This is a genomic window from Desulfatiglans parachlorophenolica (genome assembly GCF_055394735.1).
The window spans coordinates 3,898,476-3,923,263 of the sequence record NZ_AP042460.1 but is presented as its reverse complement, the minus strand read 5'-3'; the positions used below and the strand labels follow the sequence as shown (position 1 = coordinate 3,923,263).

Annotated in this window: 21 protein-coding genes; 5 read left to right on the top strand and 16 right to left on the bottom strand. The window is 61.5% G+C overall.

Annotation, left to right across the window (positions count from 1 at the left end; genetic code table 11):
• Positions 1-89 precede the first annotated feature (89 nt).
• Both ACZ500_RS18320 and ACZ500_RS18315 read right to left on the bottom strand, forming a co-directional pair.
• Positions 90-959, bottom strand: a complete 870-nt coding sequence (locus ACZ500_RS18320; protein WP_464233080.1) for a radical SAM protein — start codon at positions 957-959, stop codon at positions 90-92.
• Between the two features lie 563 nt (positions 960-1,522).
• Positions 1,523-1,942: a hypothetical protein gene (locus ACZ500_RS18315; RefSeq protein ID WP_464228882.1), complete on the bottom strand. Its 420-nt coding sequence runs from the start codon at positions 1,940-1,942 to the stop codon at positions 1,523-1,525.
• A 462-nt stretch (positions 1,943-2,404) separates the two neighbouring features.
• Between ACZ500_RS18315 and ACZ500_RS18310 the strand changes: the two genes are divergently transcribed.
• Both ACZ500_RS18310 and ACZ500_RS18305 read left to right on the top strand, forming a co-directional pair.
• Complete coding sequence (locus ACZ500_RS18310; protein WP_464228881.1) at positions 2,405-2,995, top strand: cyclase family protein; 591 nt, start codon at positions 2,405-2,407, stop codon at positions 2,993-2,995.
• A gap of 201 nt (positions 2,996-3,196) precedes the next feature.
• Entirely contained in the window at positions 3,197-3,481 is a 285-nt protein-coding gene (locus ACZ500_RS18305) for a DUF3467 domain-containing protein (RefSeq protein WP_464228880.1), read from the top strand.
• Positions 3,482-3,558: 77 nt separating this feature from the next.
• On the opposite strand, the gene ACZ500_RS18300 is transcribed toward ACZ500_RS18305, so the two are convergent.
• The gene (locus ACZ500_RS18300) at positions 3,559-3,873 is read right to left on the bottom strand and encodes a hypothetical protein (RefSeq protein ID WP_464228879.1); all 315 of its coding nucleotides are present in this window, start codon (positions 3,871-3,873) and stop codon (positions 3,559-3,561) included.
• A 112-nt stretch (positions 3,874-3,985) separates the two neighbouring features.
• Positions 3,986-5,308, bottom strand: a complete 1,323-nt coding sequence (locus tag ACZ500_RS18295) for an ATP-binding protein (RefSeq protein ID WP_464228877.1) — start codon at positions 5,306-5,308, stop codon at positions 3,986-3,988.
• 796 nt (positions 5,309-6,104) lie between these two features.
• On the opposite strand from ACZ500_RS18295, the gene ACZ500_RS18290 reads away from it, so the two are divergent.
• A complete protein-coding gene (locus ACZ500_RS18290; protein ID WP_464228876.1) occupies positions 6,105-7,472 on the top strand; it encodes a pyridoxal phosphate-dependent aminotransferase in 1,368 nt (455 codons plus the stop codon).
• A 196-nt stretch (positions 7,473-7,668) separates the two neighbouring features.
• Here ACZ500_RS18290 and ACZ500_RS18285 read toward each other — a convergent pair whose 3' ends face one another.
• The 11 genes from ACZ500_RS18285 to ACZ500_RS18235 all read right to left on the bottom strand — a co-directional run bounded on the left by ACZ500_RS18285 (position 7,669) and on the right by ACZ500_RS18235 (position 20,609).
• Entirely contained in the window at positions 7,669-8,874 is a 1,206-nt protein-coding gene (locus ACZ500_RS18285; RefSeq protein WP_464228875.1) for an MFS transporter, read from the bottom strand.
• A gap of 614 nt (positions 8,875-9,488) precedes the next feature.
• On the bottom strand, positions 9,489-10,112 hold the full coding sequence (locus tag ACZ500_RS18280) for a LysE family translocator (RefSeq protein ID WP_464228873.1): 624 nt from the start codon (positions 10,110-10,112) through the stop codon (positions 9,489-9,491).
• A 375-nt stretch (positions 10,113-10,487) separates the two neighbouring features.
• Positions 10,488-11,255, bottom strand: coding sequence for an SH3 domain-containing protein (locus ACZ500_RS18275; RefSeq protein WP_464228872.1), 768 nt, complete (start codon positions 11,253-11,255; stop codon positions 10,488-10,490).
• On the bottom strand, positions 11,252-13,012 hold the full coding sequence (locus ACZ500_RS18270; protein ID WP_464228871.1) for a BatD family protein: 1,761 nt from the start codon (positions 13,010-13,012) through the stop codon (positions 11,252-11,254). The genes ACZ500_RS18275 and ACZ500_RS18270 overlap by 4 nt, the downstream gene beginning before the upstream one ends.
• 2 nt (positions 13,013-13,014) lie before the next feature.
• The gene (locus ACZ500_RS18265) at positions 13,015-13,977 is read right to left on the bottom strand and encodes a tetratricopeptide repeat protein (protein WP_464228870.1); all 963 of its coding nucleotides are present in this window, start codon (positions 13,975-13,977) and stop codon (positions 13,015-13,017) included.
• A 62-nt stretch (positions 13,978-14,039) separates the two neighbouring features.
• Positions 14,040-15,035, bottom strand: a complete 996-nt coding sequence (locus ACZ500_RS18260) for a VWA domain-containing protein (RefSeq protein WP_464228868.1) — start codon at positions 15,033-15,035, stop codon at positions 14,040-14,042.
• On the bottom strand, positions 15,032-16,027 hold the full coding sequence (locus ACZ500_RS18255) for a VWA domain-containing protein (RefSeq protein WP_464228867.1): 996 nt from the start codon (positions 16,025-16,027) through the stop codon (positions 15,032-15,034). The genes ACZ500_RS18260 and ACZ500_RS18255 overlap by 4 nt, the downstream gene beginning before the upstream one ends.
• Positions 16,024-17,016: a hypothetical protein gene (locus tag ACZ500_RS18250; RefSeq protein WP_464228866.1), complete on the bottom strand. Its 993-nt coding sequence runs from the start codon at positions 17,014-17,016 to the stop codon at positions 16,024-16,026. The genes ACZ500_RS18255 and ACZ500_RS18250 overlap by 4 nt, the downstream gene beginning before the upstream one ends.
• Positions 17,013-17,888 carry a DUF58 domain-containing protein gene (locus ACZ500_RS18245; RefSeq protein ID WP_464228865.1) on the bottom strand — a complete coding sequence of 292 codons (876 nt, stop codon included), beginning with the start codon at positions 17,886-17,888 and terminating at the stop codon, positions 17,013-17,015. Before ACZ500_RS18245 ends, ACZ500_RS18250 begins: the two co-directional genes overlap by 4 nt.
• Before the next feature lies 1 nt (position 17,889).
• Positions 17,890-18,873, bottom strand: coding sequence for an AAA family ATPase (locus ACZ500_RS18240; protein WP_464228864.1), 984 nt, complete (start codon positions 18,871-18,873; stop codon positions 17,890-17,892).
• Between the two features lie 629 nt (positions 18,874-19,502).
• A complete protein-coding gene (locus ACZ500_RS18235; RefSeq protein WP_464228863.1) occupies positions 19,503-20,609 on the bottom strand; it encodes a M55 family metallopeptidase in 1,107 nt (368 codons plus the stop codon).
• A gap of 426 nt (positions 20,610-21,035) precedes the next feature.
• Here ACZ500_RS18235 and ACZ500_RS18230 point away from each other — a divergent pair, with 426 nt between their 5' ends.
• A complete protein-coding gene (locus tag ACZ500_RS18230; RefSeq protein ID WP_464228862.1) occupies positions 21,036-21,428 on the top strand; it encodes an NFACT RNA binding domain-containing protein in 393 nt (130 codons plus the stop codon).
• 161 nt (positions 21,429-21,589) lie between these two features.
• On the opposite strand, the gene ACZ500_RS18225 is transcribed toward ACZ500_RS18230, so the two are convergent.
• Entirely contained in the window at positions 21,590-22,075 is a 486-nt protein-coding gene (locus ACZ500_RS18225; protein ID WP_464228861.1) for a PaaI family thioesterase, read from the bottom strand.
• Between the two features lie 317 nt (positions 22,076-22,392).
• Here ACZ500_RS18225 and ACZ500_RS18220 point away from each other — a divergent pair, with 317 nt between their 5' ends.
• A complete protein-coding gene (locus ACZ500_RS18220) occupies positions 22,393-24,414 on the top strand; it encodes a B12-binding domain-containing radical SAM protein (RefSeq protein ID WP_464228860.1) in 2,022 nt (673 codons plus the stop codon).
• Positions 24,415-24,788 lie beyond the last annotated feature (374 nt).

Below are 24,788 nucleotides of genomic sequence, written 5' to 3'. Positions count from 1 at the left end.
GGCCCCGAACGGGGTGAAGATCGGTGCCTGGGACGGCCAAACGGCGCTTTCCGAAGGAAGACCGACCCGTTATCAGATCAAAAGGATGTTCACAGGGCCCGCATCCACTCCGGCCGCAAGCCAACCTCTCCTTTCAGAGCCGCATCGATGGTGTCGAGAGCCTCCTGTTTGCCGCGGGGCAGGCGGGCCCTGACCGGCAGGTAATTGGATGCGTGGTTTGAAAAGAAAAGCCCTCGCGTCAGATTTGTCTCGGCGATCATTTCGCGCAGCTCTAAGAGGGTTTCACGCTCATCGAGGAGTTCGAAGCGGCCCTGCCGGTATTCCTCGTGCAAGACGGTTCCCGGAATGAGCATCACGGTGAGCGCGCCGATGTAGTCCGGATCCATGGCGCTTAGCAGTCTGCCGGTGGCGCGGGCGTGCTCCAGGGATTTTTCCCGGCCGGCAATGCCGAGCAGGACGGTGACGGAAAGCTTCATCCCGGCTTCCTTGACCTTCCTGCCCATGTCGATCAGGTTCTGCGCCGTCGTCCCTTTGCATATCCTCTTCAGGGTCTCATCGTGGCCGCTTTCCACCCCGAGGTAAATGATTCCCAGGCCGTTTTCACGCAGTGCGACAAGCTCCTCCAGGGATTTCATCTTGATGCCCTTGGCGTTTCCATAAGACCCGATCCGTTTTACCCAGGGAAGGTGCTCCCGGATCCGGTCCAGGATCCACATGAGGCGTTTCTGGGGGATGATCAGGGCGTCTCCATCCATCAGGAAGACCTTGTCCTGGCGCTTCATATATTTCGAGGCGAACAGGATGTCGCTCAGGATGATTTGGTCGTCTTTGATTTTGAAGCGCTTGTCTTTGTATGTGCCGCAAAAGGTGCACTTGTTGTGGGAGCAACCGGTCGTCACCTGCAGCAGAATACTGTAAGCCTCGCTCGGTGGCCGGATGCAGCTGCCTTCATAGTGCATTCCATCTTGTTCGGTCGTGCAATCCATCGTATGGTCCTCCTCAATATCCGGCCCGCCGGCCGGGGGATTCGGTGCAGCAAGGCTTTCGCCTCAGCCTGGGCCGGCTTCGATGCCGGATCCGCTCGACCATGCCGGGCCCACCCATTGGGCCGGGTGGCCTGGGTCTCTTCGCCGCCATTTCCGCAGGCGCGATATCGAACGGATCAAGTCAATTCAATATAAACGTTCATACCTGGAAGTCAAACCATCCGGGTCCCTATTATCCTTATCCGGAGGTTCCATAAGATCGGTCCGAAAAGAGAATCCCGGGTCTTCAGGGAAAAAATGCGGAATTCCCTCTGAAGCTCTCGAAAATCATTGCACTGCGGACTGCTTCACCCAGGGGGCACCGTTGTGCGATGCGGGATGCAATCTTCTCGTTCCCCATCCTTATGGTCCCGAACGGGTCGGGGTCTGTGGCCCTGGCGGACGAGGGTCACCGGTTTGCATCTCCGCCGATCAGGCGGCAGGTTGGGTCTCTGCACCGGTGAGAGAAAAGGGAAGATTGCCGCCGGCCGGCTGTTTTACCGGCGATCGAAGGCCAACCGCTTCGATCCGTCGTGGAAAAGAACCTCCATTTTGCCGGGTTCGACGATTCGGGTCACGAAACCGATGCCGAAGGCCGGGTGTTCCAGGACATCCCCCGCACAAAAGGTGCCCTGGATCGAATAGGCCTTGGGGGTGGTGTCAGGATACCTGGCCAAATGTTCCTGCCATTTGGCGGATTCCGGCTCGGGCCGTTTCCGGACCGGGGTTTTGAGCTTTTTCGCCCGCGATTCAGGTGTTGCACCTTCATGCGGGCGGTGGTAAGCATGTTCCTTGTGGCATGTCAGACAGATGACCCTAACAATCTTCTGGCCGTCGAGGGCGACGATGATGTGCATGAGATCCATCTTGCAGCTCGGGCAATGGGCGACGATTTCCTGTGCGACCTGATAGGGCATCGATTATTCTCCTGGCAACGCCTTCTCAGGTAGGCGCAGCGGCGTTTGAAAAAAACAGTTATCCCTCGCTCGCCGCTCAGGGTGGACGTCGAAGGTCCTGGTTGTTGGGGACAAGTCCGGAATGCGGTGCGAAGGGCGTGTGAACGTAGAATGTCCTTCTTTATAGACGCTGTTGAGCAGGAGGTCAAGCCCTCGGCCAATAGGCGGGGGTCGGTCCTCCCTGACAATCCCCTGTGCGCGGACGGAAAAGGCTCGCTGTGCTCGACGGCAAAGGCGGTTCGGCTCGAGCCCGGCGACGCAGCCGGATCGGATGCGGTTCTCGGTTCTTTCCCGACTTTGCCTGATGCTGCGGTGGACTTGCCTTGCCGTTTACGAACGATACCTGCTCCAGGGCGCCGTTTTTTGGAGTGACGATTGAAAGGACCCGATTGGTTCATGGGTTGCGACGGAAGAAAGATAGCGATGACACTGATCGATTTGTCGTTCGAGATTGAAGAGGGTATGCCGGTTTACCCGGGAGATCCCGAGACCCGGATACGGGCTCTGGAGACCCCGGACCTGCCGGCGGAAGGCTGGACCACTCACGTCATCCGGATGAGTCTCCACGCCGGGACCCATATCGAGGCTCCTGCGCACAGCATACCGGGCGGGAAGACTCTCGGCGACTATCCCCTCGAGGTGTTCTGTGGTCCGGCTGCAGCCATTCGGCGCGAAGAGATTGGACAGTGCGGCATCGACGCACCGATTCTGCTGGTTTGTACGGGGCTCGACCCGTTTCAGGAGAAGCAAGGCCGGACACTGCCGCAACCCTTTACCGTGGACGAGATGCGATGGATTGCGGATCGAGGCGTGCGCATCGGGGGATTTGACGTGATGAGTGTTGGAGATATCCGCGTTCACCGCGCCCTTCAGGAAAGAGAGATCCTGATCATGGAATCGATGCGTGGTCTCGAGACAGTGTTGCACCGATCTTTGAAGGTCTATCTTTTCCCCCTCAGGATCTCCGGCGCTGAGGCATCGCCTGTCAGGGCGGTGGCGGAAATCGTCCGGTAGAGGATATCGACCCCGAACCGACGGTACCCTGGGGCGGGGGTTCAATCCGGCAGGGGCATTTTGTACAGACGAGCGCCGAAATGATTACCGGGCCGTCGCACAGAGGGGTGGGCGCGTCGACCCGGGCCGTTTTCGGAAAATGCGTTTCGGAAGGGGAAAGCGGTAGGCTTATGAATGAAACCATGAACGAGGAGGTTCAGTATGGCGACGCAGCCGCCGAAAGAAATCAAGGTCAATTTTCCGCAGGACCTATATGCGGGAGTGTATTCCAACAACATGGCCGTAGGGCACAACCGTGAAGAATTCATTATGGATTTTCTGATGGTTGCGCCGCCGGCCGGGGCTGTTACCGCGCGCATCATCGTCAGTCCGGGGCACATGAAGCGGATTGCCGCCGCGCTCCAGGACAACCTGCGCAAATACGAAGAAAAATTCGGTGAAATACGGCAGGCCGAGGAACCGAAGTCCGACATCCAATTCAATTGAAGACCCGGGTGACGGGACGAGAAGACCCGCACGTCGCGCTTCTGGCGGCATGCGTACTCCGCGCTGATTTCGCGGGCTCAGAGGTAGAGGTAAAAGATCAGGATGGAGGTCGTGAGCGAGACGATAGCCGTTGTGATCGCCTCGGTACGGGCCTCCGGCGAACGCCCGAAGATGGCTATGGCGCCACCCAGCAAAGACAAGGCGAAGGCGATAAGGCAGGCCCCTTCGAGGATGAGGACGGCCTCTTTCTCTACGTGGATGAAAAAAGAGATCAGGAAGGCAAAGCCCACCAGTGCGGCGAGTGTTTGCCGGTCACGGGGTCTGCCGAACATGGCGGCGAGGCCGCCGGTGACAGCCATGGCAAACGAAAGAACGGCCATGAGGTTCTGCATGCAGGCACTCCCTGAGGTTAGCCGGTCCTGAGCCCGGCTGTTCATTCGACCGGCTGATGCAGTGGCATGGGCTTACCGAGCCGAAAACGTCATCTTCCTTTGCCCCGGCGGATCAAAGCTCGGAGCCGTTCGCCTCCGGGTGGGACGAGGCCGTTGTCTTCTCGGGGAACAGGGTGACCGTGAACGTCGAACCTCCCGATTCAAAGCAGGAGACTTCGTCGGCGACATAGGGGCAGCGGTCGACAGCACCCGGACAGAGGTCTTTTTCGTCGGGGATGTACCGGCAGCGTGTGCTTTGGCAATCGACCCGGAACCCGAACATCTCTCCGTAGATCCTGGTCCGCAGGAGGTCGAGACCTTTGCCTCCGGCGCCGAAAAGATAGGGGCTCTTGGTGGCGTAAAGATCGGTTTCCCGAGCGTGGTAAAAGCCGCCGAAGATTTGCTTCAGGCTTTCGTCGGTAATGCCTGTCCCCGTATCTTGTACGCTGATGCGGGCCTCATCGGGGGTGACCTCGAGCGCCACGCGGATCCGTCCCCCGTCGGGCGTGTTTTCGACGGCGTTTCGCAGTAAGCTTAGGAGGACCTTCTCGAGCACGGCAGGGTCAATGACGACGATGGCGTCACCGGCGATCTTCTCTTCGATCTGCAGTATGCGTGGGGCGGCTTTCTTACGGGTCAGGCCGATGGATTTTCGGACAATCTCCGCTATCCGGACGGGGCCCGCCGCCGAGGTCTGGAATGAGAAATCTTTCTCGATACGCTCCCGGATCAGATCGAAGGCGCGGTTGTGCTCCGGGTTTTCCTCGGCCACAAGCTCGATCAGGTCGAGGGCCTGGTCGACCCATGGGGACAGGCTGCAGGATCGTTGCAGGGGACGGCCTTTGACGATGTCCTCGACCTCCATTTGAATGGCGAGCAGCCGATCGAGATTGCGTTGGACCCTGTCTGCCGCCTTTTCATCCCCCGGTCTGACGAGGCGTTTGATGGAGGCCAGGACAATCGACAGCGGGGTCTTCAATTCATGGGAGAGATGTGCCAAGACGCGGTTCCGGGCACGGTTCAGGGCCTTCAGTTCGGTGATATCCTTGAATACGACCACGATGAACCGTTCCTCAGGCGATTCCGCGGAAACGCCGAGGAACGACGTGGTCACCGCGAGATCGAGCAGACGTCTGTCCCTGCGGCGAAACAAAACCTCTTGATAGCGTCGGGTTTCCCGGTTCTGGATGCCCTCGAAGAGGATGTCGTTGAAGGCGTCGTTTTCCTGCTCTTCCATGAAGAGTTCCAGGTAGGTTTTGGTGAACAGTTCTTCCGGTCGAATGTTCAGGGTTTCGAGCGCGGCCGGGTTGGAGTGAACGATATATCCCCGGGCGTTCAACACCAGGAGCCCATCGCTCATGCTTTCAATAATGGCCGCAGACAGATCTTCTTTCATAAAATATATCGTTTTTAAGTTTAATTATGGAAGATTTTGCGAAAGTATAATCGATAAAAAGGATCCTGTCAAGATTGCTCGATCAACCTTTTCGCCAAGGATATTCCGTTGTTGATCCGCTCATCGTTTCACAAGAGGGAAGCCCTGCTGCACGGTTTTCCGGTTCCGGATGGAAGCCGGCCTGTGTTCATGCGCGAAATGCTTGTGAAGCAGGGGCAGATGTCGAGGCAGGTTTCGGGTCTGCCGCCGCGGAATGAGAGAAAAGCCGTTTCTGGAGGCAAAAATTTTGTCTTGACAGGCATTCAGCGTTGTCTTAGGGTTACTTCATTAAACAGCGATTCTTTAGCCTTACCACGACGAACGAATGGAACGAATGAGTCTTTTTCCCTCGACGATCAGGATGACGGAGCTGGCTAGCTGGGCCGCCGCGGCTATGACTGCCGGGTGGCCTTCGGTCCTGGAGGGTGAAGATCCGCTTTGAGGGGTAGGGTAGATCGTTTCAGGGCTGTAGGCAAATGCGCCGCAGCCCTTTTTTTATGGCGGTAGGCATGAAGGACAAACGAAGGCTCTATCGGGAGAGGCTCATTTTCGCGAGTATGACTGCTCTCGAAGGCCGATCGCCTGGCTGGATCGTCCGGTTTCCCGTGCGTTTCGCGCCGGCAGATTGCTGAACGATCTTCGAGCGGCGGGCCGTGGGCAGAGCCGCCATACCGCCTGGGCTTGAAAAGGCCGCGAAGGCGTCTCGGAGTGACGAAGCTGTTATTTCTAGAACAGGAAAGGAAGAAGGTATACCCCTATGCGAACCAATATTATCCATATCGGCGCCGGTGAACTGAACTACGAGATCCGGAACATCATCCGTGTGGCGGAGCGGCTTCAGGCGCTGGGCGTAAGAATCAATCTGGAGAATATCGGTGATCCGGTTGCCAAAGGGGAAAAAATCCCGGAGTGGATGAAACGGATCGTGGCGCGTTTGGCCATGGAGGACTGCTCCTATGGGTACTGTCCGACCCAGGGCATTCTCGAGACGCGTCGATTTCTGGCCGAGCAGAACAATCGCCACGGCGGGGTCCGGATAGCCCCTGAGGACATTATCTTCTTCAATGGGCTGGGGGATGCCATTACGAAGGTTTACGGGTTCCTGGCCCGGACCGCACGCATCATCACGCCTGCTCCGACCTACACGACCCATTCGGCTTCGGAGGCGGCCCATGCCGGTCTCCCGGCCATCACCTACGGGCTCGATCCGCACCGCGACTGGCGCCCCAACCTGAGGGAGCTTCGTCAGAAGGTAAGGTATAATCCGACTATAGCGGGCATCCTCGTCATCAACCCGGATAACCCGACCGGCGCGGTCTACACGGATGAAGACCTTATCGAAATCGTACATATCGCCAAAGAGTTCGATCTTTTCATCATCGCAGACGAGATTTACCAGAATCTGGTCTTTGAAGGTCACCGGACGCTGCCGCTTGCCGAGGTGATCGGAGATGTCCCGGGTCTCGCCATGAAGGGCGTGTCCAAGGAACTCCCCTGGCCTGGTTCCCGCTGCGGCTGGATCGAGATTTACAATGGCGGGCTGGACCGCGATTTCGCCGTCTATACGCGAAGTATTCTGAATGCCAAGATGGTCGAGGTTTGTTCCACGACCCTGCCGCAGAAGGCCATCCCCGATATCTATCGCCACCCGGAATATCCTCTGTATCTGGAAAGCCGCCGCCGGCGCTATCAGCGGTTCTCCGATCTGGCCTATGAACGGTTGAGCGCCATTCCGGGGGTAGTGGTCAATCGAACCAAGGGTGCGTTCTATATGTCGGTGGTCTTCGAGTCCGATTTACTGAATGGCCGGCAGTCTCTGCCTTTGGAGAATGAAGGCATCCAGAAACTGGTCGACGAACTGGTCGAGATCCCGGGTGTCGCCCTCGACAAGCGCTTCGTCTATTACCTTTTGGCTGCAACGGGCCTTTGCGTTGTGCCTTTGACATCCTTCAATTCCGATTTGAACGGCTTTCGATTCACCCTACTGGACCCCGATGAGGAGCGTTTCCAAAAGACGGTCGAGACCCTGGTCTGGGGGGTTCGGCAGTATCTGTCCTCGACCGGCGAAGACGCAAAGATCTCGGGGGAGCCGCTGGTATTGAAGGCGCATGCTGCGGCCCGATGATGGGATTCGCTGAAGCTCCGGACGGGGCGGGCATAACCTGTTATGCAGCGCCTTGCTTCGCGTCCGCCCTTGAGCCAAAGAAGGCGTGGAACACTCCAGCCCTGAAGGTTTGTGGGACTTCGGGCAGGGTTCCTCTGGGTCACTGCTCCGGCCGGGTGCGGTTTGAGCGGCTTCGGTCGAATGCCGTCCGTCCTCCTCATACCGCCTTTTCTTCCCCCTGGATCTTCAAAAGGCCCGCCCACAACGCCCCGGTCAGGACCAGTGCTCCGGTGATCATCATGCCGGCGGGAAAACGCCCGCTGTCACCCAGCATACCGATCAGAAGCGGGATGCAGCCTCCGCCCAGGATGAACGCGGCGGGAATCGTCAGTGAAACAGCGATATTGCGCGTGCTCGGCGGTCCGATGGCGGAAAGGGTCGCAAAGGCCGGCGGAAAGAAACAAACCGCCACAAGGGGCTGTACGAAGATCACGAGGACGAGCCAACGGCCAGGGGCAAGGCCGAGCAGAATGGTCGTCAGGCCGGTCAGGATGAAGACCGTTCTCAGGGTGCGTTTAGCCCCCAGGCGGTCGCATGCCCACCCGGCAATGAAGGCCATGCCGATGCTGAGGATGCGCGAAAGGCCGATCAGGCTGTTGGCCACACTGCGATCCATACCGTGTTCCGCCACCAGGTAGAGGGGGAGCATGGTATAGACCCCCATGGTGGCGCCCAACCCAAGCGTGAAAAGAATGACCATCACCCAGAAATTTGAAAGGACGAGGAGGTCCTTGATGGCCGCGGAGTTCGGGGCCTTGCCGGGGAAATCACCCCCCTTGCCGAAGCGGGAAAAGGCCGCCGCCGAAAGAAGCGTCGCAGCCCCCAAGGCAATCACCACATTCCGCCAGGAAAGCCACTGAAGCAGGAGTTCGGCAAGCAGGGGCGCCAACACGAAACTTCCGTTGGGTGCCAGTTCATGGATCGCGAGGGCCTTTCCCCAATGCCTCGGGCTTACAAGGGCGGTAATGGAAGCGATCCCGGATGGCAGGTAAAGACCGGCGGCCATTCCTACGACGAAGAGCCCGAGGCGGATGCCCCAAAGGCCCCGGCTGAAAGCGATGAAGAAAAGCGCGGCGCTCAGGCATACGGCGGAAAGGATGATCGTGCGTCTGTGGAGGATGCGGGCGGATATGAACCCCGAGGCGAGCAGCGTTGTAAAATAGCCGAGGGAGACCAGGAGAAAAAGCGACCCCGCGTCCCCGTGCCCGATGCCTAAATCCTGTTCGATCGTGGGCAGCAGCGGCGCGAATATGATGCGAGATAAAAAATTGATGAAGAACATGCCCGTCAGGAGAAGGACCGGGCCCAGATAGGCGGTGAAACGGCTGGCGCCTTCGCTTGCCGAGGAAACAGGTGGCTGCATGAGCATCCTTCTTGTTTGTTTTTAGATCTGGAACCGGTCTCCCCGGCCGCCGTCCGGGCCGGCAGCGGCACTGCCACCCGGGCGGCGCGCTGAACACGTCCTGCAGACACTTCTTGCCTGAAAGGTTGCTTGGTTTTCCTGTTCCGCCTTCCTTCAGCCGATCCATGCCAAGACGTCGACATTGCGCGGGGCAGACAGCCGACCGCATGATTTCGGCTGCTTTTCGGGCGTGACCGTGAGCTTTCAGCCCCTCGAATGTCTCGACATCAGCCCCGAAGTGCAAGGGTCTCCGGCCTGTAAAATAATGGGAACTGCCAGGCTGCGGCTGGATGGGGTGAGCAGGTTCCGGGATCGAGGGACGCGGAAAAACACCCTGCTGGAGGATAGCCAAATCGGCCGCAGGGGTCAATCCGGAAGTCGTTCATTCCGGATTTGGCCGGAAGGGTATGGGTGCTCTGTTCCGCCGCCGCCCTGAAGGGTCCTGGGTTGTAGTGAAGCCCTGACGGTCTTTGACAAGCGAAGGAGTAGGAGGCAAGGTCAGGCTGAGACGGGGCCGAGGCATCCGGCGTTTGATGGCCGAATGATAGGGGCCGGTATTTCTGAAAGGGGCGGCGTCAAAGCAGGGTTCTCAGCACCAGCCCGAGGCCACACAGAAAGATGAGCCCTCCGGCCCCATGGTTGAGACGGCGTATTTGAACCGGGTTGAAGCGCACCTTGAAGAGGCTGACCAAGGTTACGAGGATGGGGGCCCAGGATGTCGAGCCGGCAAGGACGCCGGCTACGAGCAGGGCTGTTGCCCGGTAGTCCCCGCGCCAGCCATGGATGCCCGTGGCCGTAAAGAGTGCAGTGAAGAGAATGAGGGGCATCGGATTGGACAGGGTGACGAGAAAGGTTCCCGTAAAGGCCCTGAACAGGCCCTTTCTCGCCGGAGAGTGAGAGGGCTCCGATGGAGCCGATGCTCGAAGGATGTGGATGCCCAGCCCCATCAGGATGAGCCCCCCGCAGAGCTCGAGCAGGAATTTTTCTTCGTGGAGGAACGTCGAGGCGTAGGCGACACCGAAACCCGCGGCGGAGCAGTAGAGCGCATCGACGGCCGAACCCCCGAGCACAGCGAAAAGGCCGGCCAGGCGTCCTTCGAGGAGGGTGTGCCTGGCGCACAGGATGCCGATGGGTCCGACGGGCGCACACATGATCAACCCCGCCGCCAATCCCTTCATGAGAATGGTGAGACTCTCCAATGTATTCGACCCTCCCTGAGCGCATGTTTGATACGGGCATGCCCTTGTTTGATTAGCGCCGTTTCGCTGAAACGTTCCTATCCGCTGCCTTGCAGTTTTGAACTGCTGATTTTCAGAAATATCCTTCTCTCAGGCAGCTTTTCACCACGGCGCCACGGTCCCCGCCACGCCGTCTTCCCCGATGACTTCAGGAAGGCGGCGTGGTGCCTGGCATGGGCGCGTCCGTTGCAGCCCGCTCCCGGTGAGCGTCTTCAGGTTTGATACGGGGCCTGGCTTCTGACAGGGACGGCGACCGCCGAAATAAGCCCCGTCCGCCGCCAGCCGCCGGTCCGGGAACAGCAGGTCGTCCGCTTCCCTGATGCCGGTCTGAACGGATCACGGGCGGATGGCCTCGATCTGCTCCATCGGGATCCAGCCACGCTTTTTGTCGGGAAGATGGACGAGGACCCAGTCGCCTTCGCATCGCTCCGTCTCCAGGATCGCCCCTTCGTAAAGCCTGAAAAGCGCGGTGTCCCCCTCAGCAGGCCCGGCCAGGACATCGGCCTCCGATACCAGGACCACCGCCCGGCGATCGGTTGAGGCCGCGTGCCATTTCAGGGCGAAGGACAGGCCGACAACGAGCCAAAGAACCCCGAAGGTCATCAAAAGGTAATAGATCCACTCCCGCGAGACCCAGAAGCGTAAAAGAACGATGCCCCAGAAAAGGGCGTTGATGACGGCGAACCCCCAAAAGACCTCCCCCGGAGAAAAGGTGCTCAGCCAGAAAAAAACGGCCTGCAGCGAACCTTTTGATTCGCTGGGAGGATCGACCAGCCGTTCGCGTGCAAACTCCAGATTGTGCACCAGATCGGGGTCGCGGGGGATTAGATCGCGCGCCCGTTCGTAATGGAGAATCGCGCGGCCGAGCTGGTCCAACTTCAGGTACGCGTTGCCGAGGTTGAAATAGAGATCACCAGAGCACCATCCGTCGTGGATCAGCGCCTCGTATCCTTGTGCGGCTTCAGCGAAGCGGGCCTCGCGGTAGGCCTGATTCGCGGCGTAAAAGCGCTCTTCGGGGCTTTGCAGGATCGTGTCGGCCGCGCCCGAAAAACCGGTCGGCAGGAGGAGCGCAAGGATCAGGGCGCAAACGGTCGAACGTCTCACGGCAACTCCTTTTCGATCTGCCTGATCAAGGCTGTAATGTCTTCCCGGGTTTCGAGGGCGGTCTTTGCCTTTCCCGTGTAAAGGGCCCGATCGACTTCGGCTGCGAGGGCGCCGAACCGTGCGGCAAGGTCCTTCCCGACCCCGCGGCCTTCGAGGATCGCAGCCGCTTCATGGGGTGTCAGGACGCCCAGGGCGAGCTGAAATCGATCGTTCAGGTAATCCCTCAGGGCGGCCTCGAGTTCTTCGGCGGGAAGATCGCCATCCCGGACGCTCGCAAAAAAGCGGCGGGCGGCCTTGCGGGCCCTCACCCGGGACGCCATCCGGCTGGACCTCTGACGGAAGCGGACCAGGATGCCCATTCCCCCGACGGCCAGGGCAGGGCCTAGGAGGACCAGGCCTGCGTGCAGGGGGTTCGGCGGGGTCCGGCCTCCTCTGGACAGGGCCAGGGGGGTGGTGTGCACGGGCAGGATGTCCTGCCCCAACGCAGCGGGCCCTGTTCCGTCTTCGGGCGGCGGAGACGATCGGGGCACAGGAATCTGCGATTCTGCCTCGTCCTGGATGCCGGGCGAGACCTCCAGCACCAGGGGCAGGGTTTCGATCGTGCGGTAACGGCCGGCGGGTGGGTCGAAGAAGTCGAGCGCGAGCGGCGGGATGTCATAGCGGCCGGGCCTCTCCGGGACCAGGGCCCACTTCATGATCTTCACCGCCTCCGGGCCCTCGCGTCCGTCGCGATGCTCCAGCGAAGGCTGGTCGCCGTAGGTTTTCACGTGTTCGATCGCGGGCAGGCTCAGATCGGGGATCCGTTGAACGTTGCCGCGCCCCTCGATCGTGACCGTCAAGGTTGCGGATTCCCCCGCCTTCAGGGAGGCGGGGTCGAGCCGGGCTTCCATGCGGAAGGCCCCGACCAGGCCGCTGAAGCGGCTGGGCCGCCCATCCTCCGGTAGCGGGGAGACCTGGAGTTCAACGGGGTCGGAGCGGACTGTCACAGGCCTTGCGCGGTTGAAGGATAAGAGGGGATCGTCGAAGCGGCCGCCCCGCGGATTCCGGCCCGCTTCATAGAGGGTCAGCTGGATGCGGGACGGGGGGATTGAGTAGTGGCCAGGGGCCGAGGGGATGACGGCATAACGGACCTCGACGGCCTGCCAAGGCTCTCCTTCGATCGTCGTTCGGTATTCCGAAGGTTTCCCGAGCTGCTGGAACGAGAGATGGTCCGACTCCGGCAGGGCGAGGGACAGATCGCCGGCCCTGGCCTTGAGATAGAGCCGGAGGATATACACCGCTGTCTGTTCGACGTAGACGTGGGGCCGGTCGAGTTCGGCCGTTAGAAAAACGGGCCCCGAAGGGGTCTGATCGTTGCCTGGCGGGTCTTTGATGGTCAGCGTCAGGGTGTTACTCGAGTGCAGGGTGCCGTCGATGGTGAGGCTGGCCGGCCCGATGGTGAACCGGCCGGGCTTTTTCGGTTGAATAAAGTACACCTGCTCGGAACTCTTCAGGACGCCAGTGTGGTCCATCTCGATCTGGCTCGAGGTTCCGCCGCTGGTCACGATGAAGTCTTCCAGGCCCGGGATCTCTGCCGGGCGGGGGGAGTCCTCTGCGCCGGTGATGCGGACCGTCAGTCTGAGGGTGTCGTTGAGGGTTGCTTCATGGCGATCGAGTTGCAGGGAAAGCGCGGATCCCCCGGCCAATCCGGTGGCAGGTCCGCCGGACAGCCAGAGCCAGGCGATGAGCATGACCGCGATTCTGAACAGAGGCACCATTCTTACCAATCCTTTCCCGATGCAGCCCCGCTTCGCCTGCCGGACGGGATCTGAAAGCGGAGCGCCCTGCCGGGGTCTTCCCTGACGTTGTCCAGGAGGGCCCGGGCCTTCTCTCGGTCCATGGCGGCAGCCGACTGGGGCGCCGTGTCCCGTTGGGGAGGAGGCTCCGGCATGTCCTCCCGAAGGGAGAGTTTTCCTTCCGGAGTCGGCTGCCGGTCTTCCGGGGCTTGGGCTTCACTTGCATCGGGGGGCTTTCGAGCAGGATCCTCCCCCTCTGGTCCTCCTTTGGGCGGGGCCTCCTGCGGCGGGCCTTCCCCGGCATCGTCCGTCGCCCCGTCTTCGGTGCTGCCGGGAGCCTTTGCCGGATCCTCCGTCGAATCCGATCTTTCCGGGTCCGGATCTCCATCGGTCGGATCTGTGGGTGGCGCCTGATCGGATTTTCCTTCTCCTTCAGACGGATCCTTGTCTTCGGCTTCCTCCTGCGGCTGCTTGCCCTGCGGGTCCCCGGATTCCTTTTGTTTCCGGAGCGAGCGCAGAGCGAGTTCGAGATTTTGACGGGCGTCTCCATGATCCGGGTCGAGCCGCATCACATCCCGGTAATATCCGGCGGCAGATGCGAAGTCCCCGTTTTTCAGGGCGACGTTGCCGAGGTTGTAGGCCGCACGGGCGCGCAGCCGGGGATCCTCGGTGCGACGCAGGACGCTCTGGAACGCAGCGGCGGCCGCCTCCAGGTCGCCGGCCTGGAATGCGGCGCAGCCCCGATTGTAGCGATAGCGCAGGGACTTCGGATGGTCCATGTCAAGGGCGGCATAGCGCTTTTCCGCCTCCTCGAAGCGTCCGGCGCGGTAGAGTTCGTCCGCGTCCCGGGCCTGGGAGACCGCTCCTGTCCCCAGCAGAAACAGGATCGCCAGGGCTTTTACCAGGGCGAAACGGCGTAGCGGCCTCGAGCGGCTGGGATGTTTCATGCAGCTCTTGCCTGGACCAAAGGATAATCGTGATTTTTTCCGTAAAACGATGGTCGCCTCCATCAGGGGATCCTCCGCTCCGGGATCAGCCCCTCCAAGATCAGAAGTACAGCGGCGAAGGCCAGGAAGATCGCAAATTGTTCATCCTGGACCTTGATCTTTCCGCTCTTCAGGGTGCGGGCCTCCGTACGGCGCTTGATGCCTTCGAAGTAGAGGATGTCCAGGTCGAGGTCCCCGGCCACCGACCGGACATAGGCCCCTCCGGCCGCTTCCGCGATGCGGCGCAGTCCGTCTTCGTCCAGCTTCGAGAGGACGAGGTTCCCATCCCGGTCTTTCAGGAAGCCGCCCCCGTTTTCAGCGGGTATCGGGCCCCCCGTGGGATCGCCGATCCCGTAGACAAAAAGCTTGATTCCGTTTTGCGCCGCCGCCTTCGCGCGTGCAAGACCCCTGCTCTCATGGTCTTCCCCGTCGGTGATGAGGATGATCACCTTGTCGGTGTGGTCCTGCCCGTCGAAGGCCGACGCAGCCGTTTCGATCGCGGCCCCGAGATCGGTGCCCGGGACCGGCAGGAGGTCGGGCCCGAGGGTCTGCAGGAACATCCTGAGGGCCTCGAAATCGAGGGTCAGCGGGCACTGCGTGAAGGCGGCGCCGGCAAAGGCCGTGAGGCCGACGCGGTCTCCGGTCACCACGTCGATGAAGTCCAGGATCTCTCTGCGCGCCCGTTCGAGCCGGTTCGGCTGGACGTCCTCCACCAGCATGCTGCGGGAGACGTCCACCGCAAACATCAGGTCGACGCCTTTGCGCTCGACCTCCTCGTAGCGGCTTCCCCAGCGCGGGCCGGCGAGGGCCACGAGCATCAGGGCGATGGCGGCGAGGAGCAGGGAGGCCTTGATCCATTTTCGACCGGGGAGGGCGGTCCCGGCGATCCTGGCCAGCAGAGGCGGGTCGGCGATCTGTTCGAGGGCCCTTGCCGTGCGGCGGTGTCTGACGGCGATCAGAAAGGCTGCCAGAGGTACCAGCCACAACAGGTGCAGGGATGACAGATGGGCGAAGCTCATGGGAGGACCCTCCAGACCGTGGCGGTCAGAATGAGCTCGATCAGGATCAGCAGGATGGCCGGGATCAACAGGCAGGGATAGAGGTCTCTGAAATGAAAAAATTCCTTCACGGTCGCCTCCGTCTTTTCCTCCCGGTCGATCACATCGTAGATCTCGGCAAGCTGCCGGCTGTCGGCCGCACGGAAATACCTTCCGCCCGCGATCCTGGCGACCCTTTCCAGCGTTTCCTCGTCGAGATCGACATTCTGCTGGACCAAGCGGGGCCCGAAAGGGGTCTCGACCCGAAACGGCGCCGGCCCTTTGCCTCCGACGCCGATTGTGTGGATCTTGATCCCCAGGGCCCGAACCGCCTCGGCCGCGGTTTCCGGGGGGATCTCCCCGGCGTTGTTCCGGCCGTCGGTGAGGAGGATCAGGAGGCGGGTCTTGGCATCGAGGTCGCGCAGCCGTTTGCCGCCCACCGCAATGGCGGATCCGACCGCCGTCGTGTCCCCGGCCATCCCGACGGCCATCCGGTCGACCAGTTTGAGCAGGAGGCCTTTGTCCATGGTGAGGGGGGCTTGGGTGAAGGCCTCGGCGCCGAAGACGACGAGGCCGATCCGGTCGGATGCGCGCTTCCCGATGAAATCGGCGACCACGTTCTTGACGGCGTCGAGGCGTGTGACCGGTTCATCGCCGATGGTGAAATCGAGGGCCTGCATGGATCCCGAGGTGTCCAGGCACAGCACGATATCGACCCCCGGGGAGCGGACCTCGCGGGAGACATTGTAGAGCTGGGGCCTGGCGGCGGCAAGGATCAGGAGGATCAGAGCGGCGGCCCGGAGGAGGCGTGGAACGTGGACCTTCACCCTGGCGCCTCCGCCGGCCAGGCGCGCCAGATCCGAGGTCATGGAATGGGTGACGCGGGGCGGTCTGCGGCGGGCGGCCGCCGCCAGATAGATGACCACGCCCGGGAGGAGGATCAGGAGAATCGGGGTCGCGAAGCGGAACATCATGGCGCGGCCTCCGGCGCCGGCGAGGTCTGGTGAATGTAGCCCCGGACCGATTCCAGTGCGGCCTCTTTCGCTGCGGGCGTCGGCCGGTGACCGGCGAACTTGGCCAGATCGGCCTGGCGGAGGAGAGGGAGAAGGTCCCGGTCCAAGGTCGAGAGGGGCTGACGCGCGATCTCCTCCGTCGTCATTTCCGCCGCCGGAAAGCCCCGGATGTCCTCCATATAGCGCCTGACGACTTCGGAGAAGCGGAAATAGAATGCCTTGACGGCGCCAGACTCGTAAAGGCCGGACGCATCCAGGGCCTGCAGGTCCGTCAGGGCGCGGATATGCGGAGGCGGAAGGACATCGGCCGCGATGTCCCTGTAACGCCGTTTTCCGAGCCACCAGACGAGCCCGGCAACGAGCGCGGTCAGGGCCAGCGCGCCCGCGGCCCACGGCAGGGCCTTTACCCAGGCGGCGCGCCCGGGAATGATGTCTGCGATCGGCCGGGGCTGCGCTTCCTCGGGTTTGTCGCCGAGGACCGAGAGCACTTCGGCGGAGACCGGCGGGGCCGAGAGGGTTTGGACGGTGCCGTCCGCATCTTCGTATTCGAGACGGAGCGGTCCGGTCTGCCAGGTGTCCAGGTGGTCCACCAGGAAGATCAGCGTGATCCGGTCGGCCTCGACGCGGCGGGAGCATTCGGACAGGCCTTCCAGGCCGCTGATCCGGAGCGGAGTGGGAAGACTCGCCCCTGCAGGCAGACGATAGTGGAGGGTCAAGGTGATGCGTGTGCCGAAGGCGGCCGGGGAGCGGTCGAGGGATGCTTCGATAGCCGGCTCCGTATAGCCTGCGGCGGCATGCTCCGGCGCGGAGGCTCTGCACGGCCAAGGCCGCTGCAGGAGGGCGACCGCGAGCACGAGCAGGGGCAGGAGCCGGACGGCAGCGGACCGCAGGATCAGCCTCCGCCGGGAAGGCGATCGGCGGCAGGGAGCGCTCCGGGAGGCGCGGATCATGATCTCAGCCTCCGCATGTCGAAGAGGCGCGCCAGCGGCTCGACCACAGGACCGTCGGTCGAGAGCACGACCTCGTCGACGCCGGTCCGCTGGAAGAGCGAGCGGAGGACGGCGAGCCGTTCCCGGCGGGCGGCCTCCCAGCGCTTCCGGAGGGTGCGGTTGCTGGTGTTGATGAGCACGGTTTCGCCGGTTTCCGGGTCGCGCAGATGGATGCGTCCGACATCGGGGAGCGTTTCTTCGGCCGGATCGGTGATGCGGATCACCGTCAGATCGTGCTTGCGGGCGGTGAGGCGCAGGGGCCTTTCGAAACCGATGTCGCAGCAGTCCGAGATCAGGAAGACGATGGCGTGGCGTTTGACGATGCGGTTCAGGTAGGAGAGGGCCGCTTCGAGGTTCGTGGTCGGCTCCTGAGGTTCGTAGGTGAAGATCTCTTTGATCAGGCGCCACACATGGGCCGCGCCCTTTTTCGGCGGGATGAACTTTTCGACGCGGGAACTGAAAAGGAGCGCCCCGACCTTGTCGTTGGTCCGGATGGCCAGGAAGGCCAGCATGCCGGCGGTTTCCGCCAGGAGCTCCCGCTTGAATTTCCTTCGGGTCCCGAAGAGATGAGATCCCGAGAGGTCCAGGAGCAAGAGGACGGTCAGTTCCCTCTCTTCGTGGAAGACCTTCACGTAGGGGTGGCCGAAGCGGGCCGAGACATTCCAGTCGATCGCGCGGATGTCGTCGCCGGGTTGGTATTCGCGCACCTCCGCGAATTCCATTCCCTGGCCCTTGAAGGCGCTCTCGTATTGCCCCGCGAACAGGTCGTTCGCCAGGCGGCTCGTGCGAAAATGAAACCGCTGGATCTTCTTGAAGACGTCCTCGGTCAGCATCTCAAGGGACCTCGATGCGCTCGAGCAGGACCAGGATCAGGTCGTCGGTGGTCTTTCCTTCGGCCTCCGCTTCGTAACTGAGGAGGATGCGGTGCCTTAGGACATCCGGCGCGAGGGCTTTTACGTCCTGAGGGGTGACGTAACCCCGCCCCTGCAGAAAGGCGTGGGCGCGGGCCGCCTGGGCGAGCCAGATCGAGGCCCTCGGCGATGCCCCGTAGTGGATCATCGGCGCGAAGTCCAGCCCATAGTCAGCCGGCCTGCGTGTTGCCCGTGTGAGGCGCACGATGTAGTCCACGATCTTCTCTTCCATATGGATGGAGGCCATCACATCCTGGGCCTTATCCAGCCGCGGGGTGTCCAGTACGCCCTCGACGGTGTCCTCGGGGTTGTGAAAGGCCCGCAGCAGGATCTCCTTTTCGTCCTCGGCCGTCGGGTAGTCCACCCGCACCTTGAGCATGAACCGGTCTATCTGCGCCTCCGGCAGAGGATAGGTGCCTTCTTGTTCGATCGGGTTCTGGGTGGCGAGGACGAGAAAAGGCCGGCCCAGGGCGAACGTCGTCTCGCCGATCGTGACCTGCCTCTCCTGCATCGCCTCGAGAAGGGCGCTTTGCACCTTCGCCGGCGCCCGGTTGATCTCGTCAGCCAGGATGATGTTGTGAAAGAGGGGGCCCTTCCGGATTTCGAAGGAGGCGCTTTCCGGACGGTAAATCTGGGTCCCCAGGATGTCGGCCGGGAGAAGATCGGGCGTGAACTGGATCCGCTGGAAACTCGTGTGGATCGTCGCGGCCAGGGTCTTGACCGCCGTGGTTTTCGCGAGTCCCGGCAACCCTTCGACGAGGAGATGTCCCTCGCATAGCAGGCCGATCAGCATCCGTTCCATAAGAGCCTTCTGTCCCACCACCACCTTTTCGGCCTCGGTGAGGACCCGGCGCAGCAGGATGCTTTCTCTTTCGACTTGTTCGGTAACGGCTTGAATATCTGTCAATGTCTGGCCCTCCAGATGGAATATCCCGGCCTCCCTGAGGTTTGCCGGTTCTGCACCCGGCGATTTCACCGAACGGGTGCGTCTTGTGGATTCTTGATCAGGAGAATACGGGTCCGTCTCATGGCATCTCCCAGGAAAACAGTCCGACTGTCACGCGGACGCGGATTGTTTCCACCCGGAAACGGTCTTTTTCTTCAGGGGCTTCGCCTGCCGGGTTCAACCCCTTCGGGGGGGTCTGATTCGGTTGATTTCGGCGTCGATCTGCACGCTTGCCTGTGCGGCGATTGCAGGTTGCCTCCTTACAAATGCTCGATTTTTCGGGTATGGACAAAAAACCTCGTTTCCGGATGGGAAAACCGGTCGTGCCTCATCCTCATTTCCGGATTGGAAACAGAGTTCTGCTGGGAAATCATTTCCGGATGGACACAACCTGATATTCTGCATGTTGAGGCTTGGCCTTGTCAAAGGGGTTTTGTCGATCGGAACACTCTCCCAGCAGCGGCGGAAGGACGGGGCTCTGTGCCGGACCCGCGGCGCCCCCCCCGCCCTCTTGTTTTGGATGGCGGGTGCGGATGGCGCATCCCCGATTTTTTCATAGTCGAGGACAGCTACAGCATCCCATTTGGCTCTTATCGGGGGGAGGTCTCTGACCGCGCGCAGACCCGCTTCGCCCACAGCAGCCCAAGGCGACCCCAAAGGTTATAGACGGGCAGGGCCCAGGGCAGGATCTTCTCGGTCGTGGGTGTCAAATAACAGAGGCGGATCAGCTGGAGGTAGAGCTGGTTCATCTCTTGGGCGTGAAGAACGATCCGACCGCCATCGAGGCGGAACCCCCAGCGGCGAGCCAATTTGCGGGCTGCGGCAGGGCCGTCCCGCAGAGTGACCGCGGCGTGGAAGGGTCCGCGCGGCCGAAAGGGAGGGGTGCGGAAATTTGCAAGGGCCGCGACCGCAGCCCTCGCAAGGCCGCTGCGCCACTTGGCGATATCCGGGGGCGGCGCTGCTTTTGGAAAAGGAAAAGTCTCAATCCCTTCGATAGCCTCCGCGGCGTTGCGGCAGGCGACGGGGCAGCCCGAAAAGAAAACCGGTCTCACCCCGTAAGGAGCCAGGGAGGCGGCGAAGAGCTCGGCCTCGCTCAGGAGATGACCGTCCACCACGATCGAGGATATCCTCGAGGTGAGCGTGTGGGCCAGGAAGCCGTCCGTCCCGGAGGCGGCGTGCATCCCCAGAAACATCGCGGCCTCCGCTCCCTCGGGATCGCCGATACCTGGCACCGGGCCCGGCCGGTACCCTTGGATCACCCGGGCTTGCGGAGGAATTTCCTCTGGAAAAAGATTCCAGGCGGTGCGATGGAAGTCCTTCACCCGGATCTCCTCCACCCCGGCGTGAAAGAGGGCGTTTACGACGGCCGCGACGTCGAGGGTCATCCCCCGGCAGGCCAGCGCCCACTCGCGGGTCAGGAAAGCGGCCGCCCTCCGGTTGCTGCAGCGGGAACTCCCCTCGATGTCGGCGATGATGAGGATCCGCCTCCAATGCGGGGTATCCGGGCAGTCAGGATCGGCCATCCGCTTTTCGTTGGTTTCCATTCTGCATGGGTATTTTGCGCTCCCGCGCCCCTGCTTTGAACAAAGACGTTCGAGCCCCTCGCTGGTTTTCATATCGACAGGGTGTTTTGCGCCGATCCCGGCGTCCATCGACTCCTTGACACGGTTCGAAATCTTCAGGTCGTCTCCATGCAATCGCTTGATTTCTTTATGTATTAATAGTAAGATCCCCTCTATGGATTGGACAAGTGGTCGTAATGGATGTTTTCCTCCGGATGGGTGCCCGGTCATCCCTCGCCCAGAACGGCCGGGCCATCAACGCGCATCTCTCAGAGGGTTGACGGTCTGCATCCTCTCGGCGTCTTGGATCGAGGCTCCTCGATCCTGCGAAAGAGCTCGATGCGGGCATCATTATCCGGCAAAACGCAGAGGGACGCAACGGCTTCCGGACCGAAAGCAGAACAGAACCCCGGTCCGATGCCCGCCCTTCAGCGCCCTCGACGGGAGGGCCGATCCGCGCTTCGCCGTCGAGGTCCTCTTGTTTGGATTCATGGACTTTTCCGTGGCGAAGACCGGTCTGGGGCAGGTGAGGGGAATGGGAGAAGAAGGGGTCTTTTCGTGATGAAACCCGATGAAGAAGCGCGCCTCCACCGCTATGAACTGCCCGGCGGGTGGGTCGTCCTGGTTGGGCGCACTGACCGGGACAACGAGATCCTGAGCCTCAAAATCGCCGCGCCCAATGACTGGTGGTTCCACGTCCGCGGAGTGCCCGGCAGCCACGTGATCTTGAGAGCACGGGCGGGCGAGGATCCGGACCGGGGAACCCTCAAACAGGCGGCGGCGATCGCCGCCTATCACAGCAAGGCCCGCCATGCCGGAGATGTGGCGGTGTCCTGCACGCGGGCCCGCTATGTGGGAAAGCCGCTGGGGACCAAGCCGGGTACGGTCAGCATCCGCAAGGAAAGCATCATCAAGGTCCGCCCGTCCCTGCCGGAGGAAGGTTCCGTGAACTGAAGAAGGAAGCACGGGGCTTTGTCGAAGGAAGAGCCCCTGCGGGCGGGGGCACCCCCCGTGGGCGGACCCTCATGGACGTTGCGGCCCGGTTCCTGCGGAGATCACGTCGATCGGCGCAACGAGAGGCCCGGGAAGGAGCCCGCCTCCGGTCGCGGCGGACGTCACTCATCGATGAATTTGGGCGGCAGGGTCTCCTGTCCGGCCAGTTTCATGGAGGAGAGGACCATCATGGTGGCGGTCCCGTGTGCGATCAAGAGTCCCTCGGGGGTCTCGATCGCAGCGTCCGCGAGGCAGATGGTCCGGCCTGCCTTGATGCAGCGCCCCCTTCCGATCATCTTGCCCGCCGATATGGGGGCGAGATAGTTGACCTTGATGTCGACGGTGGTGAGGCCGACGCCCTCCTCCACGCAGGCATAGACCGCCCAGAAGGCCGCTGCGTCGACGATCGCCGCCGTCACGCCGCCGTGGACGATGCCGTAGGGCTGGAGGTGTTTTTCCTTCAGGGCGATCTCCAGGTGCGATGCGCCCGCTTCGAAGGAGTCGAGCTGCATGGACATAAGTTCGAAAAACGGGCAGGTGTTGACCCGTTCTACCAGGGTTTGAACATGATCGGGATTCAATCTTCGCACAGGCAAGGACCTTTCCATGACAGGTTGAAAGCGGATAGTTTCGGTGGTCGATAAGCGCTCCAGCCGCGTCCTCTCCGTCGGCGGGCAAACAGGGATTGACGCCGAGATTGGCCAAAAAGACCATTTCCGGATGGAAACGAACCTAAATCATTTGCAGTGGGTTTGGCAAGGGTTCGCCGCGACGGTCCTTTTGCGCCCCCTTTTTGGGAGGGGTGAGGCGTGCGGCCGGTTTGCCCGGTTGACGCAGGCGACGACTTGCAATAGGATGAAAACAGAGTGTATTTCCCGCCTGTTTTTTTGCCCAACCCCACGATCTCGAGAGGAATGAGGAGCCGATGAGGATCAATCTGGTCTTTCCCCCCTTTTATCTGGAGCCCATGTACAATCTACCCCCGCTGGGGCTGGTCAATCTGGCGACCGCCTTGAAAGAAACGCCCCACGAGGTGAGTTGTCTCGATTTCGTTCTCGAGATTCGGACAGGCGGCCTGAAATTGGGGCCGCACATCTACGATGACTGTGCAGAGCGCATCCTGTCCGAATCGCCGGATCTCGTGGGGTTCTCGGCGCAGTGCACCACCTACCCGGCGGTGCTTCAGATCTGCCGGCGGCTCAAAGCTCGCCGCCGGGATCTCAACATCGTTCTTGGCGGGCACAATGCGGCCTTCGCCGACGAATGGACGCTGGAGGGGTTTCCCGAGGTGGATGCGGTGGTCCGCGGCGAAGGCGAGCGGACTTTTTGCGATCTGGTCGCGCAGTATGCAGCCGGAGGGAGAGGGGAAGGAGTCGAAGGCGTGACCTGGCGCGACGGTGGCCGCGTCATGCAGAATCCGGACCGGGATCTGGTTGCGCACCTGGATGCGCTGCCTTATCCGGACTACGGCTTTCTCCCGCCGCTCGAGGTGTACCGGCGGGCCTGTAACCTGCCGCGCAGCATCGCCATCCTCGAGGCGGGTCGGGGCTGCCCTCATCGTTGCGTGTATTGCTCCGAGTCGCTCATGTGGCGCGGACGTGTGCGGACTTACTCGGTCGAACGTCTTGTGGGGGAGATGGAGAAGGTCCATCGCCTTTACGGGGCGGAGTGTTTCCTCCTGGCCTATGATCAGTTCACGGCGACCCGCTCCTTTGTGGAAGGATTCTGCCGGCTGGTCCTGGAAAGGGGTCTGGAGCGCATCCCGTGGTACTGCATCTCGCGTTTGGACAGCGTCGACCGGGATCTCCTGGCCCTCATGCGCGAGGCGGGCTGCGAAAGCATGTGCTACGGAATCGATTCTGGCTCCAAGAAGACCCTGGCCTTCATCCGCAAGCGGATCGACCACGGCATCCTTTATCAGCGTGTCGTGGAAACGGCAGAGCAGGGCATCATCCCTACGCTCAGCTTCGTCATCGGTTTTCCGGAGGAGGAAAAGGAGGATGTGGACGCTACACTGACGCTCGCACTGCGGGGGGGGATCGTCGGCAACAACAATCCGCTGATCCAGCTGCCGACGGTCCTGCCCGGGACCGAGCTGCACGCCCGTTATGCGGATCGGCTGGTGCGGGAGGTCGACACCTACTTCGCGCTCGGTCTCGAATTCGACGGGGGGCGGAGGCTCGAAGCGGACGAAGCGATGATCGATGCGCATCCCCTGCTCTTCAGCAGCTTCTACAACCTGCCCACCCGTGCGCGTCCCCTCGCGGAGCTGAATGCCGTCGCGAGCTACTTTCCCCTGATGGTGAGGCTTCTGCCGAAGACCTTCCTGCTCCTCGGTCTGGAAGTGGAGATCTCCGTCTCCGATCTGTTCATGGACTGGCTGGAATGGCTGCGGCTTCGGACGGCCCGCGAGGCGTGGAGCCTGTCTCCCCAGGACTGTTATCGGCATTTCGAGCCGTTTGTCCTCGAGAGGCTGGGGTCGCGCAAAACGGTCCGGATCTCCCACCTGAAGGACATCCTGAAATATGAGATGCTGTCGCTCGAGGCCGGCAAACACATTTCTAACAAAACCCATTTCGATATCGATTTGAACCGGTTGTCCGATTTGACACCGAAAAGGGATCAGGGAATCGTGATCGGCAGGTTTGATTTTGATCTCCCCGTGATTATAATAGATCTGAAATCCGGGATCTTTGACAAGGTCTACCAACCCCAGGAGACGCTGTTGGCCTTCAGGCAGGAAGACGATATGCTGGAAGTCAACGAGATCAATGCGTTTGGCAGGGATTTCCTGGCGCTTTGCGACGGCGGTTCACCCCTGGAAACGATCGCGCGGGAACTTTACGATCGTTATGGCCAGGGCATGACCCGTGAGGGATTTATGAAGTCCTGTGAAGAAGCGCTCGAAATGTTGGCTCGGAGCCACCTCGTTGAATTCAGGAGCTGACCGCCCCTGAATCCCCTGCCCGCCTCGATGGCTGAGGCGACGATGAAATGAGTCGGTCCAGAGGTTAACCCCCAGCTGTGTGTGAAAGGAGGTGAAGGCCTTGTTGAACCTCAAGAAAGTGGAGAAAAAGGTGTCGTATGCCGCTGGTTGTCATGCGCCCGCCTGCCACGCTCCGGCTTGTCACGCGCCCGCATGTCATGCGCCCGCCTGCCATTCCCCGGCATGTCACGCGCCGTCATGCCATGCCCCGGCATAAACCTTTTTGGATGATGCATCGAACAGGGGAAGATCGCAAAAGGTCTTCCCCTGTTCTTTTTGTGCGCCCGGGTCGATGCGAAGGCCGGTATCAGGCCCGGTTCGGTTTCATCGAGCGG

Coding starts and splice junctions, on each gene's coding strand:
- ACZ500_RS18265 (WP_464228870.1), bottom strand. CDS start 13,977: ATGAAACATCCCAGCCGCTCGAGGCCGCTACGCCGTTTCGCCCTGGTA.
- ACZ500_RS18260 (WP_464228868.1), bottom strand. CDS start 15,035: ATGAGCTTCGCCCATCTGTCATCCCTGCACCTGTTGTGGCTGGTACCT.
- ACZ500_RS18310 (WP_464228881.1), top strand. CDS start 2,405: ATGACACTGATCGATTTGTCGTTCGAGATTGAAGAGGGTATGCCGGTT.
- ACZ500_RS18250 (WP_464228866.1), bottom strand. CDS start 17,016: ATGATCCGCGCCTCCCGGAGCGCTCCCTGCCGCCGATCGCCTTCCCGG.
- ACZ500_RS18315 (WP_464228882.1), bottom strand. CDS start 1,942: ATGCCCTATCAGGTCGCACAGGAAATCGTCGCCCATTGCCCGAGCTGC.
- ACZ500_RS18295 (WP_464228877.1), bottom strand. CDS start 5,308: ATGAAAGAAGATCTGTCTGCGGCCATTATTGAAAGCATGAGCGATGGG.
- ACZ500_RS18255 (WP_464228867.1), bottom strand. CDS start 16,027: ATGATGTTCCGCTTCGCGACCCCGATTCTCCTGATCCTCCTCCCGGGC.
- ACZ500_RS18225 (WP_464228861.1), bottom strand. CDS start 22,075: ATGGAAAGGTCCTTGCCTGTGCGAAGATTGAATCCCGATCATGTTCAA.
- ACZ500_RS18300 (WP_464228879.1), bottom strand. CDS start 3,873: ATGCAGAACCTCATGGCCGTTCTTTCGTTTGCCATGGCTGTCACCGGC.
- ACZ500_RS18285 (WP_464228875.1), bottom strand. CDS start 8,874: ATGCAGCCACCTGTTTCCTCGGCAAGCGAAGGCGCCAGCCGTTTCACC.
- ACZ500_RS18305 (WP_464228880.1), top strand. CDS start 3,197: ATGGCGACGCAGCCGCCGAAAGAAATCAAGGTCAATTTTCCGCAGGAC.
- ACZ500_RS18220 (WP_464228860.1), top strand. CDS start 22,393: ATGAGGATCAATCTGGTCTTTCCCCCCTTTTATCTGGAGCCCATGTAC.
- ACZ500_RS18230 (WP_464228862.1), top strand. CDS start 21,036: ATGAAACCCGATGAAGAAGCGCGCCTCCACCGCTATGAACTGCCCGGC.
- ACZ500_RS18290 (WP_464228876.1), top strand. CDS start 6,105: ATGCGAACCAATATTATCCATATCGGCGCCGGTGAACTGAACTACGAG.
- ACZ500_RS18245 (WP_464228865.1), bottom strand. CDS start 17,888: ATGCTGACCGAGGACGTCTTCAAGAAGATCCAGCGGTTTCATTTTCGC.
- ACZ500_RS18270 (WP_464228871.1), bottom strand. CDS start 13,012: ATGGTGCCTCTGTTCAGAATCGCGGTCATGCTCATCGCCTGGCTCTGG.
- ACZ500_RS18320 (WP_464233080.1), bottom strand. CDS start 959: ATGCACTATGAAGGCAGCTGCATCCGGCCACCGAGCGAGGCTTACAGT.